The organism is Pseudomonas sp. Z1-12 (assembly GCF_051132015.1).
Taxonomy (GTDB): Bacteria; Pseudomonadota; Gammaproteobacteria; order Pseudomonadales; family Pseudomonadaceae; genus Aquipseudomonas; species Aquipseudomonas zanjanensis.
Window position 1 is genome coordinate 5,772,411 of the sequence record NZ_CP071647.1, and the last position, 14,263, is coordinate 5,786,673.

13 protein-coding genes, 4 tRNA genes and 1 pseudogene are annotated in these 14,263 nt (G+C 60.9%); 6 read left to right on the forward strand and 12 right to left on the reverse strand.

Features of this window, described 5'->3' with window-relative positions; genetic code table 11:
• Nucleotides 1-120 precede the first annotated feature (120 nt).
• From J3P85_RS25160 to J3P85_RS25170, 3 genes are all read right to left on the reverse strand, one after another.
• Nucleotides 121-336 carry a hypothetical protein gene (locus J3P85_RS25160; RefSeq protein WP_053125334.1) on the reverse strand — a complete coding sequence of 72 codons (216 nt, stop codon included), beginning with the start codon at nt 334-336 and terminating at the stop codon, nt 121-123.
• 63 nt (nt 337-399) lie between these two features.
• Nucleotides 400-1,086: an energy-coupling factor ABC transporter permease gene (locus J3P85_RS25165; RefSeq protein ID WP_186730376.1), complete on the reverse strand. Its 687-nt coding sequence runs from the start codon at nt 1,084-1,086 to the stop codon at nt 400-402.
• 19 nt (nt 1,087-1,105) lie between these two features.
• Nucleotides 1,106-1,519, reverse strand: a complete 414-nt coding sequence (locus tag J3P85_RS25170; protein WP_434703937.1) for a tautomerase family protein — start codon at nt 1,517-1,519, stop codon at nt 1,106-1,108.
• A gap of 151 nt (nt 1,520-1,670) precedes the next feature.
• Between J3P85_RS25170 and J3P85_RS25175 the strand changes: the two genes are divergently transcribed.
• From J3P85_RS25175 to J3P85_RS25195, 5 genes are all read left to right on the forward strand, one after another.
• Complete coding sequence (locus J3P85_RS25175) at nt 1,671-2,564, forward strand: LysR substrate-binding domain-containing protein (RefSeq protein ID WP_434703938.1); 894 nt, start codon at nt 1,671-1,673, stop codon at nt 2,562-2,564.
• Between the two features lie 326 nt (nt 2,565-2,890).
• Nucleotides 2,891-3,517, forward strand: coding sequence for a DUF1780 domain-containing protein (locus J3P85_RS25180; protein ID WP_186709015.1), 627 nt, complete (start codon nt 2,891-2,893; stop codon nt 3,515-3,517).
• On the forward strand, nt 3,514-4,041 hold the full coding sequence (locus J3P85_RS25185) for an MOSC domain-containing protein (protein ID WP_434703939.1): 528 nt from the start codon (nt 3,514-3,516) through the stop codon (nt 4,039-4,041). The genes J3P85_RS25180 and J3P85_RS25185 overlap by 4 nt, the downstream gene beginning before the upstream one ends.
• Before the next feature lie 52 nt (nt 4,042-4,093).
• On the forward strand, nt 4,094-4,267 hold the full coding sequence (locus tag J3P85_RS25190; RefSeq protein ID WP_039593877.1) for a DUF3094 family protein: 174 nt from the start codon (nt 4,094-4,096) through the stop codon (nt 4,265-4,267).
• A gap of 60 nt (nt 4,268-4,327) precedes the next feature.
• Complete coding sequence (locus J3P85_RS25195; protein WP_434703940.1) at nt 4,328-5,626, forward strand: NAD(P)/FAD-dependent oxidoreductase; 1,299 nt, start codon at nt 4,328-4,330, stop codon at nt 5,624-5,626.
• Nucleotides 5,627-5,783: 157 nt separating this feature from the next.
• On the opposite strand, the gene J3P85_RS25200 is transcribed toward J3P85_RS25195, so the two are convergent.
• The 9 genes and pseudogenes from J3P85_RS25200 to rluD form a co-directional block, all read right to left on the reverse strand.
• Nucleotides 5,784-6,647 (reverse strand): methyl-accepting chemotaxis protein, encoded by an 864-nt coding sequence (locus J3P85_RS25200; protein ID WP_411387556.1) that lies wholly within the window; start codon nt 6,645-6,647, stop codon nt 5,784-5,786.
• A gap of 39 nt (nt 6,648-6,686) precedes the next feature.
• Nucleotides 6,687-7,409 (reverse strand): annotated as a pseudogene (locus tag J3P85_RS25205) (MCP four helix bundle domain-containing protein); the annotation flags it as partial.
• Between the two features lie 143 nt (nt 7,410-7,552).
• A tRNA-Pro gene (locus J3P85_RS25210) sits at nt 7,553-7,629 on the reverse strand.
• 94 nt (nt 7,630-7,723) lie between these two features.
• A tRNA-Lys gene (locus J3P85_RS25215) sits at nt 7,724-7,799 on the reverse strand.
• Between the two features lie 5 nt (nt 7,800-7,804).
• Nucleotides 7,805-7,881 (reverse strand) — tRNA-Pro (locus J3P85_RS25220).
• A gap of 7 nt (nt 7,882-7,888) precedes the next feature.
• Nucleotides 7,889-7,964 (reverse strand) — tRNA-Asn (locus J3P85_RS25225).
• A gap of 444 nt (nt 7,965-8,408) precedes the next feature.
• Complete coding sequence (gene clpB / locus J3P85_RS25230) at nt 8,409-10,973, reverse strand: ATP-dependent chaperone ClpB (RefSeq protein WP_434703941.1); 2,565 nt, start codon at nt 10,971-10,973, stop codon at nt 8,409-8,411.
• Between the two features lie 130 nt (nt 10,974-11,103).
• Nucleotides 11,104-11,829: a peptidoglycan editing factor PgeF gene (gene pgeF, locus J3P85_RS25235; protein ID WP_434703942.1), complete on the reverse strand. Its 726-nt coding sequence runs from the start codon at nt 11,827-11,829 to the stop codon at nt 11,104-11,106.
• Nucleotides 11,826-12,788, reverse strand: coding sequence for a 23S rRNA pseudouridine(1911/1915/1917) synthase RluD (rluD, locus tag J3P85_RS25240; protein WP_186708981.1), 963 nt, complete (start codon nt 12,786-12,788; stop codon nt 11,826-11,828). Before rluD ends, pgeF begins: the two co-directional genes overlap by 4 nt.
• Nucleotides 12,789-12,939: 151 nt before the next feature.
• Between rluD and J3P85_RS25245 the strand changes: the two genes are divergently transcribed.
• Nucleotides 12,940-13,956, forward strand: a complete 1,017-nt coding sequence (locus tag J3P85_RS25245) for an outer membrane protein assembly factor BamD (RefSeq protein WP_186708980.1) — start codon at nt 12,940-12,942, stop codon at nt 13,954-13,956.
• Nucleotides 13,957-14,263: the final 307 nt, after the last annotated feature.

Sequence of the window (14,263 nt, forward strand, 5' to 3'; positions counted from 1 at the left end):
GGAGCTTGCTCCCGCTTGAGCGCGAAGCACTCATCGTTTTTTAGGGGCCGCTACGCGCCCCAGCGGGAGCAAGCTCCCTCGCCACGGGCTCATCGTCATCTCAGGTAACGGAGTTATCCCCTAAGGCCGCATGAAACCGTAATCCTGTTCATCGTCGAGGTTTTCCGCCAGGAAACTCAACTCGTCGGCCAAGTCTTCAGCGCTGCGCACGGTCTTGCTCTGCTGCACGATGGCACTGAGCAAGGCACGCAGGCTCAAGCCCGGGTCGAAACCGATCTCCATGGCGGCGTCGTGGCTACGCCTGATCTCTTGCCTGGCCCACTCATAAACACTCATGGTTGTGCTCCTGGAAGTTTTCCAGAGCATGCAGGGCGTGTGATGGAGCAGCCTTGACGTGAATCAAGGCTTGTCATCATCGTTCCACGGCGCCGACAGGTAGCGCGTGCGGTTGAAGGTCTCCAGCCATTCGGGGCTGAACACCACCAACGCACTGATCACCATGCCGTTGATGAACGCCTCGGGGAAGATGATCAGCCACAGGTAGCCGATGAAGTCCTCCAGCCAGTAAGGCATGGCGAATATCCCGTCGTACCACAGCAGGCCAAGCCCAAGCAGCAGGCACGCCAATGCCGAAAGCGCGGCGGCGAGAAACCCCGAACAGAAGATGTAGACGAACAGATTGCGTGGCTGGGCGCGCTCCACCAGGATCGCGCAGCATTCGGTGATAAGCACCGGCAGCAGGATCAGCAGCGCGCCGTTGACCCCGACCGCCGCCATGTCCTGGCGTCCCAGCAGCACCAGCGCAAGCTGCGCGCACAAGCCCCCCAGGATCGCCAACGGCCAGTCCAGCAGCAACGTCACGGCGGTCATGCCGATGAAATGATACGAGACACCCGTATCGAAATCCCGGCGTACCAGCCACAGCATGAACAACGCCAGCACCGTGCCGAATAACAGATGCTGGCGACGGCTGTCGGTGAACAGTTCGACCCACGGTGCCCGCACCACGGCCCAGGCCAACACCGGCACATACACCAGCCAGCCGGCCGCCTGGGTCTGCGAGGAGAGCAGTTCGGCACCGATCATGGGTTACTCCGTTCGTTCGCTATTGGGGAGCGACACTTCCTGGTTGTTGTACCAGAGCCATTGCAAACCTACCAAAGCCTACCGACCAATCCGAATAGTCATTCTCATGCATGAAGATGAAAACGTCTTCTGGACGAACCTGGGCTTGAATACCGAGGTTGTCGGCAATTTTTCTGTAGAGCTCGCGCTTCATCGCATCACTGCGGCCCCTGCGCATCGTAATCTCAATCACGATCAAATGGTCTGAACGATCCACACCGTTAAACGTGCGGCTGTAGAAAAACTGCTCGGGATCGTAGTCCGTGACCAGGTTGAACAGTTCATCCTCGGGCATGCCAATGCTCTCGACCAGCGCTTGGTGTATGCCCTCGACAATGCGCTGGCGTTGCGACTGGCTGGTGCCCTTGGTGACGGCTGTACGAACGAATGGCATGTGAGTTGCTCTCAATTGATTGGGGAAGTTCTCCCCAGTCGTCGCGACGTTAAACAATCGTCAAGCCCCGGGAAGCCGAGGAATTCTGCGAAATCCCCACCGTACCGGATACCGATTTATGCGCCCGATGTAATTGAGTTAAAGTCACTTCATGAAACGTCACCTCCCCCCATTGAATGCACTGCGTACCTTCGAGGCGGCTGCCCGCCTGGGCAAGATGAATGCGGCCGCCGAAGAGTTGTCCGTCACCCCGGGCGCTGTCAGTCGCCAGGTCCGTCAGTTGGAGCTGAGCCTTGGCGTGGACCTGTTCGAAGGCCCAAAGAACAAACCGCAGCTCACCCCTGCCGGGCAAGAACTCCTGCCGGAATTGACGGCCGCGCTGGATCAGATCGAGGCCGCGGTGGGCAGGGTCCGAGACACGGCGACCGGCACCCTCGACGTGTCCTGCTTCAGCACGTTCACGGTCAAGTGGCTGATTCCCCGTCTTTTCGACTTCAATACAACTTACCCGCAGATCAAGATCCGCTTGAGTTCACCGGTCCATGGGACCGATCCGGGGCGGGACCGTCATGACGTGATGATCACGGCAGAACAGGACGTCGTGGATGAATGCAAAAACACCGTCCTGTTGTTCCCCGAACGCTTGGGCATCGTCTTGGCGCCGTCCTTATCCGCGCGTATCCAATTGACTGACCTGAGCTCGATTTTTCGCTATCCCCTCCTGCACACCAAAACCCGTCCGGACGCCTGGGCGAACTGGGGCGATGCGATGGGATACCCCGCCAGCGCGCCGGCCGGACTGGAATACGAGCACTATTACTTTACGTTGGAGGCGGCGATTGCCGGCCTGGGGATTGGTGTCGCGCCATGGCACCTGGTGGCCGATGACATTCGCCTGGGTCGCCTGGTGGCACCGTTCGGATTTCAGCCAAGCCGCTACACCTATATCGCCAAGCGCAGCGCGCAACACAGCAAGAAACGGGATCTTTTCTGCGCCTGGTTGGCGCGTCAGGCTGAACAGGATGGCCTGCCGGGCCCTGCCTGAGGCTTATGCTCATCCTGTGGGAGCGAGCTTGCTTGCGATAGCGGCGTCACATTCGATGACGGTGTTGGATGTGCCGGCCTCATCGCGAGCAAGCTCGCTCCCACAGGTTTTGTATCGTATGTAAAATGTTGTGAACATCCGAAACCCCATGTGGGAGCGAGCTTGCTCGCGATGGCGATGGCGCAGGCGCAGGTGCATAAAAAGCTCGACCTGCCTTCTGCTCTTGCTGGGCTTTGAGTGAACAGCATCACCTGCCTCAGCGAAAATTTCGCCCCATCGCAGCAGCTTTATTTTTTTGACCACATTTGAACGCTAAGCTTGGGCTCATGGATGACTCCGATTACTTACGCCTGCTGACCATCGCGGCCGAGCAAGCCAACGCCTTTCTTTCCAATGCCCGCAAATGGGAGCGTGAGCGTTGGGTCTGCCAGCGTCTGCTGCAAGGGCTGAACGTGCCCTATCGGGCCGACGAGTTCGCCCCGGCCGGGGAGCCGCCGGACGTGCTGTTTCGCGATGCCAATTTCGAGGTATTTTTCGTACTCGACGAGGGCCGTCGCCTCAATGACGAATGGCGCGATGAACTGCAACGCCGCCGCAGCGCCTTTTCCCTGAGCCAACTGGTGCGGCGCGAAGCCAAGCCCAGGCGGATCCCGGCCAATGAGTTCCTGCTGCGCCTGGCCCCGACGTTGCGCAAGAAAGCCCACAACTACACCGAGCGCGGCATGGACTTGGGCGATCTGGACATCATCGCCTTCGCCAGCCTCAAGCGCGAAGTGCTGGACCTCAACAGTCACTTTCCACCGCCCACCGAATACCTGCGCCAGGGCTGGCGCTCGCTGTCGCTGGTGGGACCGACATTTGCCCGGGTGCTGTTCGCCCATCCCGATGCGCCGGATTTCCTGCGGGGCAACCTGGGCCGCAGCATTGTCTTCGATGTGGGGATCAGCCTGTGAGCCCATTGCAGGAACTGATCGCCGCCGTGCCGCAACAGGGCCGTGTGCGCTGGATCGGCGTGCGCCCCCAAGGCCACGCACCGATGATCGAACTGGACGCCGTGGAGGCGCGCCTGGAGGCCGGGCTGACCGGCGATCATGCCCGCCCCGGTGTGCGCAATGCGCGGCAAGTGACGCTGATCCAATGGGAGCACCTGGCCGTGATCAGCGCGCTGATGGGCCGTCCCGAGGACCAGCCGGTGCTGCCACAGGCGCTGCGGCGCAACATTGTGGTCAGCGGCATCAATCTGTTCAGCCTCAAGGGCCGGCGCTTTCGCATCGGCCAGGCCATTTTTGAAACCACCGGCTGGTGCCAGCCCTGCGCCCGATTGGAGCGAAACCTCGGCGAAGGTACATTCCAGGCCGTACGCGGCCATGGCGGAATCACCGCCCGGGTGTTAAAAAGTGGAATCATTCGCCTGGACGACCCCCTGGCCGTCGAACCCGTTCCGGCGAGCGGCTATGCTGCTTTCAATGCCAACTAGCCGGACGCTGTAACGTCTTCACATTCCGCAACGTCTACCTGACGAGGCCTTTATGACCAGCCGCCTGAACCCAGACGACCAGAAGCATGTCGAAGAGTACCTGCAACTGTCCCAGCACCGAGTCGAGCGCCGGCCTTTCCGGCCGTGGATGCTCCTGGTGGTGGTACTGGCCATCACGATTGGCCTGGGCCTGTTGAGCCGACTGATCAGTTACCTGACGCTATGAGCCGCTTGATGCTCGCGCGGGTAACGGCACCGAATTCCTTTAGCCTTGCGAGATATCCCCATGACTCATCGTATTGTCATCGTTGGCGGCGGCGCCGGCGGCCTGGAGTTGGCTACCCGTCTGGGTAAGACTCTGGGCAATCGCGGCACGGCCAGTGTGATGCTGGTCGACGCGAACCTGACCCACATCTGGAAACCCCTGCTGCACGAAGTGGCTGCCGGCTCCCTCAACTCTTCCGAAGACGAACTCAATTACGTTGCCCAGGCAAAATGGAACCACTTCGAGTTCCAACTGGGACGCATGAGCGGTCTGGATCGCGAGCGCAAGAGAATCCAGTTGGCCGCCACCTATGACGAGGCGGGCATCGAGCTGCTGCCGGCCCGGGAATTGGGCTATGACACCCTGGTGATTGCCGTCGGCAGCACCACCAACGATTTCGGCACCGAAGGCGCGGCGCAACACTGCCTGTTCCTCGACACCCGCAAGCAGGCGGAGCGCTTTCACCAGCAATTGCTTCACCACTATCTGCGTGCCCACGCCGGGCAGACCGATATCGTCGAGCGCATCAGTGTCGCCATCGTCGGCGCCGGCGCGACCGGGGTCGAACTGGCGGCCGAGCTGCACAATGCCGCCCACGAACTGCACGCCTATGGCCTGGACCGGATCAAACCGGAGAACATGCACATCACCCTGATCGAGGCCGGGCCACGGGTGTTGCCGGCATTGCCGGAACGCATCGGTGGACCGGTGCACAAGACTTTGGAAAAACTCGGCGTCAACGTGATGACCAACGCCGCCGTCAGCCAGGTGACCGCCGACAGCCTGATTACCGCGGATGGCAAAGTGATCGACGCGAGCTTGAAGGTCTGGGCCGCCGGGATTCGCGCGCCAGAATTCCTCAAGGATATCGACGGGCTGGAGACCAACCGGATCAACCAGCTGCAAGTGCTGCCGACGCTACAGACCACTCGCGACGAAAACATCTTTGCCTTCGGCGATTGCGCCGCCTGCCCGCAACCCGGCAGCGATCGTAACGTTCCGCCTCGCGCCCAGGCCGCGCATCAGCAAGCCTCGCTGCTGGCCAAATCGCTGAAACTGCGGATCGAAGGCAAGGCCCTGCCCGACTACAAATACACCGACTACGGATCGCTGATCTCGCTGTCGCGCTTCTCGGCGGTGGGCAACCTGATGGGCAACCTGACCGGCAGCGTGATGCTCGAAGGCTGGCTGGCGCGGATGTTCTATGTGTCGTTGTACCGCATGCACCAGATGGCGCTGTACGGCATGTTCCGCACGGCCATGCTGATGCTGGGCAGCAAGATCGGACGCGGGACCGAGCCTCGGCTGAAGTTGCATTGAGTCAGCAGCACTGAGTCTGAATGATCCACCGCCATCGCGAGCAAGCTCGCTCCCACAGTTGATTGCGATCACCCTGTGGGAGCGAGCTTGCTCGCGATGAGGGCGGCACAGTCCATACTTAAGCTTGGGCAGGATCACTGTCCAAGCTATCCACCGATCAAACCTGAAACCGCTGCACCATCGTGCGCAGCGAATTCGCCAGTTGCGACAATTCATGGCTGGAGGCACTGGTCTGATCCGCGCCGGAAGCCGAGCGCACCGACAAATCACGAATGTTCACCAGGTTGCGATCGACCTCGCGGGCCACTTGCGCCTGTTCTTCGGCGGCACTGGCGATGACCAGGTTGCGCTCATGGATCTCGCTGACCGACGCCGTAATGGTGTGCAGCGCTTCCCCTGCCCGCTCCGCCATCGCCAGGGTGCTTGCCGCACGACTGGAGCTGGCCTGCATGGAATCGAGTGCCTGGGTGGCACCGCTGCGCATGCCTTGGACCATCTGCTCGATTTCCTGGGTCGATTGCTGCGTGCGATAAGCCAGCGCTCGCACCTCGTCGGCCACCACCGCGAAGCCACGTCCGCTCTCTCCCGCCCGGGCCGCTTCAATGGCCGCGTTGAGGGCCAGCAGGTTGGTCTGCTCGGCGATGGCGCGGATTACGTCCAGCACCTTGCCGATATCCTGCGACTGGTTGGCCAAAGATTGCACCAGGCCGCCGGTCACTTGCACATCGTTAGCCAGGGCGCCAATGGCCTCGACCGTGTCGCTGACCCGCTGCTGCCCCAGGGATGCCGACTCACTGGACTGACGCGTGGCATCGGAAGTGGAAACCGCATTGCGTGCAACCTCCTCCACAGCGGTGGTCATCTCGGTGACGGCGGTGGCAGCCTGTTCAATTTCGTTGTTCTGTTGCTGCAGGCTGTGGGTGCTGTCGAGCGTGACGGCGTTCAGCTCATCGGCTGCGGTGGCCAGTTGCGCGGCCGAGCCGCTGATGCCCTGCAACGTCTCGCGCAGATTCTGCTGCATGGCCGCCAACGCCTTGAGCAAACGGCTGACTTCGTCGTTGCCGTGGGTTTCGATCGGCCGGGTCAAGTCCCCCCTGGCGACGCTCTCCGCAGCATTCAGCGCCTCGCCCAGGGGCTTGACGATACTGCGCGTGAGCAACATGGCCAGGGCCACCGTGGCCAGGGCGGCAAGCACAATGAACAGGCTGACGATCATGCGGGAATTGGCGTAGTGCTCCTGGGACTTCTGGCTCTCGATGGACACCTGCTTGGAGAACAACTCCGCCAGATCGTTGAGCTGCTTGCCGGAACCGTCCACCACGGTCTTCATGTCCACCAGCAGCAACTTGATCAGATCATCCCGACGCCCCTGTTCCGCCAGGGTGAAGGATTGCGCGATACCGGTACGGTACGCAGCGAACGTCTGCTTGAACTGGTCGTAAAGGGCCTTGCCTTCAGGCGTCACGACGAGTTTTTCGTAAGCCGCGATTTTTTCGCCCAGTTCCTTGTCGCGGGTGTCCATCTGGCCGCGGTACACCGGGATGTTCTTCGGATCCTGGTCCAGGGCCATGCGCAGGGAAATCGTGCGGATCCGCAACATCCACTCGCGAATCTCGTCACCCCCGCGAATGCTAGGCAGCCATTGGGTTTCCACGGCGACTTCACTGTCACGAATGCTCGACATCTGCCCCAGCGCAAACACCCCGAGCAACGCCACCAACACGGCGATCAAGGCAAACCCCAGCGCGGCGCGGGGGGCAATATTCAACTGACGAAGAAACATAAGGGTGCCTTTTTTATTGTTGGCCCGAGGTGGGGCCAGGCCCCTGTCGGTGGGTTATCGGCAAGTTGTACGATGACTTAAGTAATCCACTTTATTCCAGGCAAAAAAAATCCCCGTATCTTTCGATACGAGGATTTTTAATATGGTCGGGGTAAGGGGATTCGAACTCCTGACATCCTGCTCCCAAAGCAGGCGCGCTACCGGACTGCGCTATACCCCGGTAAAAAAAAGGCGACCTTCGCAAGTCGCCTTCCTCGATCAGCGCTTTTGGCCTCTGATCTTAAGATTCGATTCCAGCGAGCTGGTTTCAAAAATGGTGGGTCGTGTGGGATTCGAACCTACGACCAATTGGTTAAAAGCCAACTGCTCTACCAACTGAGCTAACGACCCAAATATGGTCGGGGTAAGGGGATTCGAACTCCTGACATCCTGCTCCCAAAGCAGGCGCGCTACCGGACTGCGCTATACCCCGATTGAAATGGCTCCGTGACCAGGACTCGAACCTGGGACCCAATGATTAACAGTCATTTGCTCTACCGACTGAGCTATCACGGAACTGATATTTCAAGTTACTGCAATTTGAAGCTACATCGTTGAATCTCGCTTCAACCTCTTTCACCGTCTGCATCGCTGCGTTCGTGTGTCTGAGGCGCGCTATTCTACAATTTTCAAAACCTCTGTCAACCCCTTAAATTGCTTTCAAGACAATGATTTGCAACTTATTTTGGATTCCTTCTCAGTGAGAAGTCGCCCTTGGGGTGACGTACTGCGGGGCGCACTTTACAAGCCTTTTCCTTTGAGTTCAACGGCCTGATGAAAAAAATGGCCCTTGAAAGTGAACATCCATGAATCAGGAATAGATCAAGGATCGTGGCGAGGGAGCTTGCTCCCGCTGGGTCGCGTAGCGGCCCCTCAAAAACCGAGGAGTGCTTCGCCCTGGAACGCCAGCCCGGTCCAGCGGGAGCAAGCTCCCTCGCCACAAAAGCCCTGTCAATCGATTCAGGTAAAGACGATTTCGTCGTTCTCCACCGTTCCGGTCACGGTTTCGCCCGGCATGAAGCGACCCGACAGAATCAGCTGCGCCAGCGGGTTTTCGATCCAGCGCTGGATCGCCCGTTTCAGCGGCCGAGCACCATAGACCGGGTCGTAACCCACCGCGATCAGCTTGTCCAACGCCTCATCGCTCAATTGCAGTTTCAGCTCGCGCTCGGTCAGGCGGCTGCGCAGGCGGCCCAACTGGATCTCGGTAATGCCGGCAATCTGATCCCGGGCCAAAGGCTCGAAGATCACCACTTCGTCGACCCGGTTGATGAACTCCGGCCGGAAATGGGTAGAGATTGCGTCCATCACCGCCGCGCGCTGCGCCTCGCGATCACCCACCAGCTCCTGGATCTGCGTCGAGCCCAGGTTGGAGGTCATCACGATCACCGTGTTGCGGAAGTCCACCGTGCGCCCGTGGCTGTCGGTCAGGCGACCATCCTCCAGCACTTGCAGCAGGATGTTGAACACATCCGGGTGCGCCTTCTCGACCTCATCGAGCAGGATCACCGAGTACGGCTTGCGACGCACGGCCTCGGTCAGGTAGCCGCCCTCTTCGTAGCCGACATAACCCGGTGGTGCACCGATCAGCCGTGCCACGGAATGTTTCTCCATGAACTCGGACATGTCGATGCGCACCATCGCCTCCTCGGTATCGAAGAGGAACTCGGCCAGTGCCTTGCACAGCTCGGTTTTACCGACACCGGTCGGGCCGAGGAACATGAACGAGCCGCTCGGACGGTTAGGGTCCGACAACCCGGCGCGGGACCGGCGCACGGCGTTGGACACCGCCACCACGGCTTCTTCCTGGCCAATCACGCGTTGGTGCAGCAGGCTTTCCATTTTCAGCAACTTGTCACGCTCGCCTTCGAGCATCTTCGAGACGGGAATGCCGGTCCACTTGGACACCACTTCGGCGATTTCTTCCTCGGTGACTTTGCTGCGCAGTAACTGGTTTTCGCTCTTGCCATGCTGGTCGACCATTTGCAGGCTGCGCTCCAGGTCCGGGATCACCCCGTACTGCAGCTCGGCCATGCGGTTGAGATCGCCTTTACGGCGAGCCGCTTCCAGTTCCTGGCGAGACTGTTCGATCTTCTGCTGAATCTGCGCAGAACCCTGGACCTCGGCTTTCTCCGAGTTCCAGATTTCCTCGAGGTCGGAATACTCACGCTCGTGACGCACGATTTCTTCCTGCAACCTCTCCAGACGTTTCTTCGCCGCTTCGTCGCTTTCTTTCTTCAGGGCCTGGGACTCGACCTTGAGCTGAATCAGGCGACGTTCCAACCGATCCAGCACTTCGGGCTTGGAGTCGATTTCCATGCGGATGCGGCTCGCGGCCTCGTCGATCAGGTCGATGGCCTTGTCCGGCAATTGCCGGTCGGTGATGTAGCGGTGGCTGAGCTTGGCCGCCGCGATGATCGCGCCGTCGGTGATCGCCACCTTGTGGTGAACTTCGTAGCGCTCTTTAAGGCCACGCAGGATGGCGATGGTGTCTTCTTCGCTCGGCTCTTCCACCAGCACTTTCTGGAAGCGCCGCTCGAGGGCCGCGTCCTTCTCTATATACTGACGGTACTCGTTGAGCGTGGTCGCGCCGACACAGTGCAACTCGCCACGGGCCAACGCTGGCTTGAGCATGTTGCCGGCGTCCATCGAGCCTTCGCCCTTGCCCGCACCGACCATGGTGTGCAGTTCGTCGATGAAGAGGATGATCTGCCCTTCCTGCTTGGACAGTTCATTGAGCAGGGACTTGAGCCGTTCTTCGAACTCGCCGCGGTACTTGGCACCGGCGATCAGAGCCCCCATGTCCAGGGACAACAGGCGCTTGCCCTTGAGGCCGTCCGGCACTTCGCCGTTGATGATGCGCTGGGCCAAGCCCTCGGCGATGGCGGTTTTACCCACGCCAGGCTCACCGATCAGCACCGGATTGTTCTTGGTACGGCGTTGCAGCACCTGGATCGTGCGGCGGATTTCATCGTCGCGACCGATCACCGGGTCGAGCTTGCCTTCCTCGGCACGCTTGGTCAGGTCGACGGTGTATTTGTCCAGCGCCTGGCGCGACTCCTCGTGGTTGGCGTCGTTCACCGCTTCGCCGCCACGCAGGTTGTTGATGGCGTTTTCCAGGGCCTTCTTGCTCACCCCTTGGCCAAGCAGCAACTTGCCGAGCTTGCTGTTCTCGTCCATGGCGGCGAGCAGCACCAGCTCGCTGGAAATGAACTGGTCGCCCTTCTGCTGGGCCAGGCGATCGGCCTGGTTGAGCAGCCGCGCCAAGTCCTGGGACATGTTGACGTCACCGGTCGGATTCTGGATCTTGGGCAACTGGTCGAGTTCTTTGGCCAATTCTTTTCGCAGGCTGTTGACGTCAAAGCCGACCTGCATCAACAGGGGCTTGATGGAGCCGCCCTGCTGTTCGAGCATGGCTTGCATCAAATGCGCCGGTTCGATACCGGGATGGTCCAGGCCGACGGCCAGGGACTGGGCATCGGACAGCGCCAATTGCAGTTTGCTGGTTAAACGATCAATACGCATGGGTCACCTTCCTAATGAGCAGGCCGGACCTAGAAAACATCCTGAATGAAGAAACCTGCCAGATACCGTTATAGATGTGGTCGATTCTGGAAGATTCAAGCCGGGCGCCCTTGATGCAGATCAGAGAAGTCTAGCGCTCGATCCAGATCAGCGAGGCGAAGCGACCGGTGCGCGGATTGCGCCGGTAGGAAAAGAAACGTGGGTCGGTCACGGTACACAAACCGCCGCCGTAAACGGCCGTGACACCGCGTACCGCCAGACGCAGCCGTGCCAATGCGTAGATGTCGGCCAGGCATTTGCCGGCGTTGGGGCTCGCGACGAAGGCTTGTGCCGCCTGGGGCAACTGCGCGATGAAGGCTTCACGCACTTCCGGTCCGACTTCGAAGGCTTGCGGGCCGATGGCCGGGCCGAGCCAGGCCAGGATTTCATCCGCAGGCACGGCAAGGCTGTCGAGGGTGGCTTCCAGCACACCGTTCGCCAACCCGCGCCAACCGGCGTGGGCCGCCGCGACGCGGGTGCCGGCACGGTTGCAGAACAGCACCGGCAAGCAATCGGCGGTCATCGCCGTGCACGCGATACCCGGCGTGGCGGTCCAACTGGCATCGGCGGTCGCCACCTGGGTCGGGTCAGCCTCGACCACGGCAATGCCGTGGACCTGCTGCAGCCAGGCCGGGGTGATGGCGAATGGATCGGTGAGGCGGCGGCGGTTTTCGGCAACGGCCGTGGGGTCGTCGCCGACATGGTCGCCCAGGTTGAGGCTGTCGAACGGCGCCAGGCTGACGCCGCCTTCGCGGGTGGTGACACAGGCCTTGACCCGGGCCGGCGCGGGCCAGTCGGGTATCAGCCAGTCACTCATCCGATGAACGCCTCGCGGTCCTGCTTGAGCAACGTCAGCAACCAGACGAAATCATCCGGCAACGGCGATTCCCAGCTCATGCGCTTGCCGGTCGTCGGATGATCCAGTTCCAGGAAACGCGCGTGCAGCGCCTGGCGCGGGAAACTCTTCAGCGATTCGACCATGGTCTGGCTGGCAGCCGGCGGAATGCGGAAACGACCGCCGTAGGCCGGGTCGCCCACCAACGGGAAGTTGATGTGGGCCATGTGCACACGGATCTGGTGGGTACGGCCGGTTTCCAGCTTGACCCGCACGTGGGTGTGGGAACGGAAACGCTCCAGCACGCGGTAATGACTGACCGCCTGCTTGCCGCCTTCCATCACCGCCATGCGCTGGCGCTGCTGGCCGTGGCGACCGATCGGGGCGTTGATCTTGCCACCGGCGGTGACCACACCGATCACGATGCACTCATAGATGCGGCTGACGCTGCGGCTTTGCAGCTGTGTGACCAGCTGTGTCTGCGCCTGGATGGTCTTGGCCACCACCATCAGGCCGGTGGTGTCCTTGTCCAGGCGATGGACGATGCCGGCACGGGGCACATTGATGATGTCCGGCACGTGATGCAACAAGGCGTTGAGCAGCGTGCCGTCGGCATGACCGGCCGCCGGGTGCACCACCAGGCCCGCGGGCTTGTTGATCACCAGGATGTCATCGTCTTCATAGACGATGTCCAGGGCAATGTCCTGGGCGACCCATTCTCCCTGGGCCTCCTGCTCGGCAGTCAGCTCGAGGATGGCACCGCCGTGGACGATGTCGCGCGGACGGATCACCGCCCCATCCACAGTCAGGCGGCCGTCCTTGATCCAGGCGGAAAGGCGCGAGCGAGAGTGCTCGGCAAAGAGTTGTGCGGCGACTTGATCGAGGCGTTGGCCGCCCAAATCGGACGGCACCTCTGCGCGAAGTTCTATTTTATCGGACATGCTCGGACTGGGCGTCGGCACAGCCTTTGGTTTCGGCTGCGCGCTTGTGGTTAAATACGGCGTCTTTTGCCCCGAGGCTTTTCAACGGGGCGCTCATCATAACAGGACGGCCCCGCCCAAGACAGCGGCCGTCATAGGGACGCAAGCCGCCATGCAAGTGAAACACCTGCTGCTGATCGCCATCCTCGCATTGACTGCTGCTTGCTCGTCGAAGGAAGTCGTAGACGAAAACCTGAGCGAAGTCGAACTGTACCAACAGGCGCAGAACGACCTGGATAACAACAGCTACACCAGCGCCACCGCCAAGCTGAAGGCGCTGGAGTCGCGGTATCCGTTCGGTCGCTACGCCGATCAGGCCCAGTTGGAGCTGATCTACGCCAACTACAAGAACGCCGAGCCGGAAGCCGCCAAGTCCGCCGCCGAGCGCTTCATTCGCCTGCACCCACAGCACCCGAACGTCGATTACGCCTATTACCTCAAGGGCCTGACCTCCTTCGACCAGGACGTCGGCCTGCTGGCGCGCTTCCTGCCGCTGGACATGACCAAGCGTGACCCGGGCGCCGCGCGCGACTCCTACAACGAGTTCGCCCAGCTGACCAGCCGCTTCCCCAACAGCCGTTATTCGCCTGATGCCAAGCAGCGCATGATCTACCTGCGCAACCTGCTGGCTTCCTACGAAATCCACGTGGCCGACTACTACCTGACCCGTCAGGCCTACGTCGCCGCCGCCAACCGTGGCCGCTACGTGGTGGAAAACTTCCAGGAAACCCCTTCGGTCGGTGATGGCCTGGCGGTGATGACCGAAGCCTACCAGCGCCTGCATCTGGACGACCTGGCCGCCACCAGCCTGGAAACCCTCAAGCTGAACTACCCGGATCACCCTTCGCTGGTCGACGGCCAGTTCACCCCGCGCGTTGACGAAGCCGACAACCGTTCGTGGCTGAGCAAGGCGACCCTGGGCCTGATCGAATCCCGTCCACCGCTGCCGCCGGGCGAAACCCGCGCCAACCAGGACGTACAGCGCCAGTTCCAGGATGCCAAGGAAGCCATCCCGAACGAACTCAAGCCCAAGGATGAAAATGGCGACGTGATCGAGGAAGAAGAGCCTGAGAGCGATTCCAGCGACCGCTCCTGGTTCAGCTACATGACCTTCGGCCTGTTCGACTGAGCCAAGGCATCTACAAAAAGGGAGACCCGACGGTCTAATGCCGTTCACTTAAGAAAAATGATGACCCTGTGGCGAGGGAGCTTGCTCCCGCTCGGCTGCGAAGCAGTCGTAAACCGGCGGGTGCGGTGTGTCTGATACGCCGCACTTGGCAGGTTTTGGGGCCGCTTCGCGGCCCAGCGGGAGCAAGCTCCCTCGCCACGGGTTTGCCGATTGCCTTAAGTGAACAGCATTGACCCGACGGTCTCCCTTTTTTATGCCCGGGTTTTATTGCGCTGTGCGCCGTTCCTGTCCTTGGCTAAACTGCCTG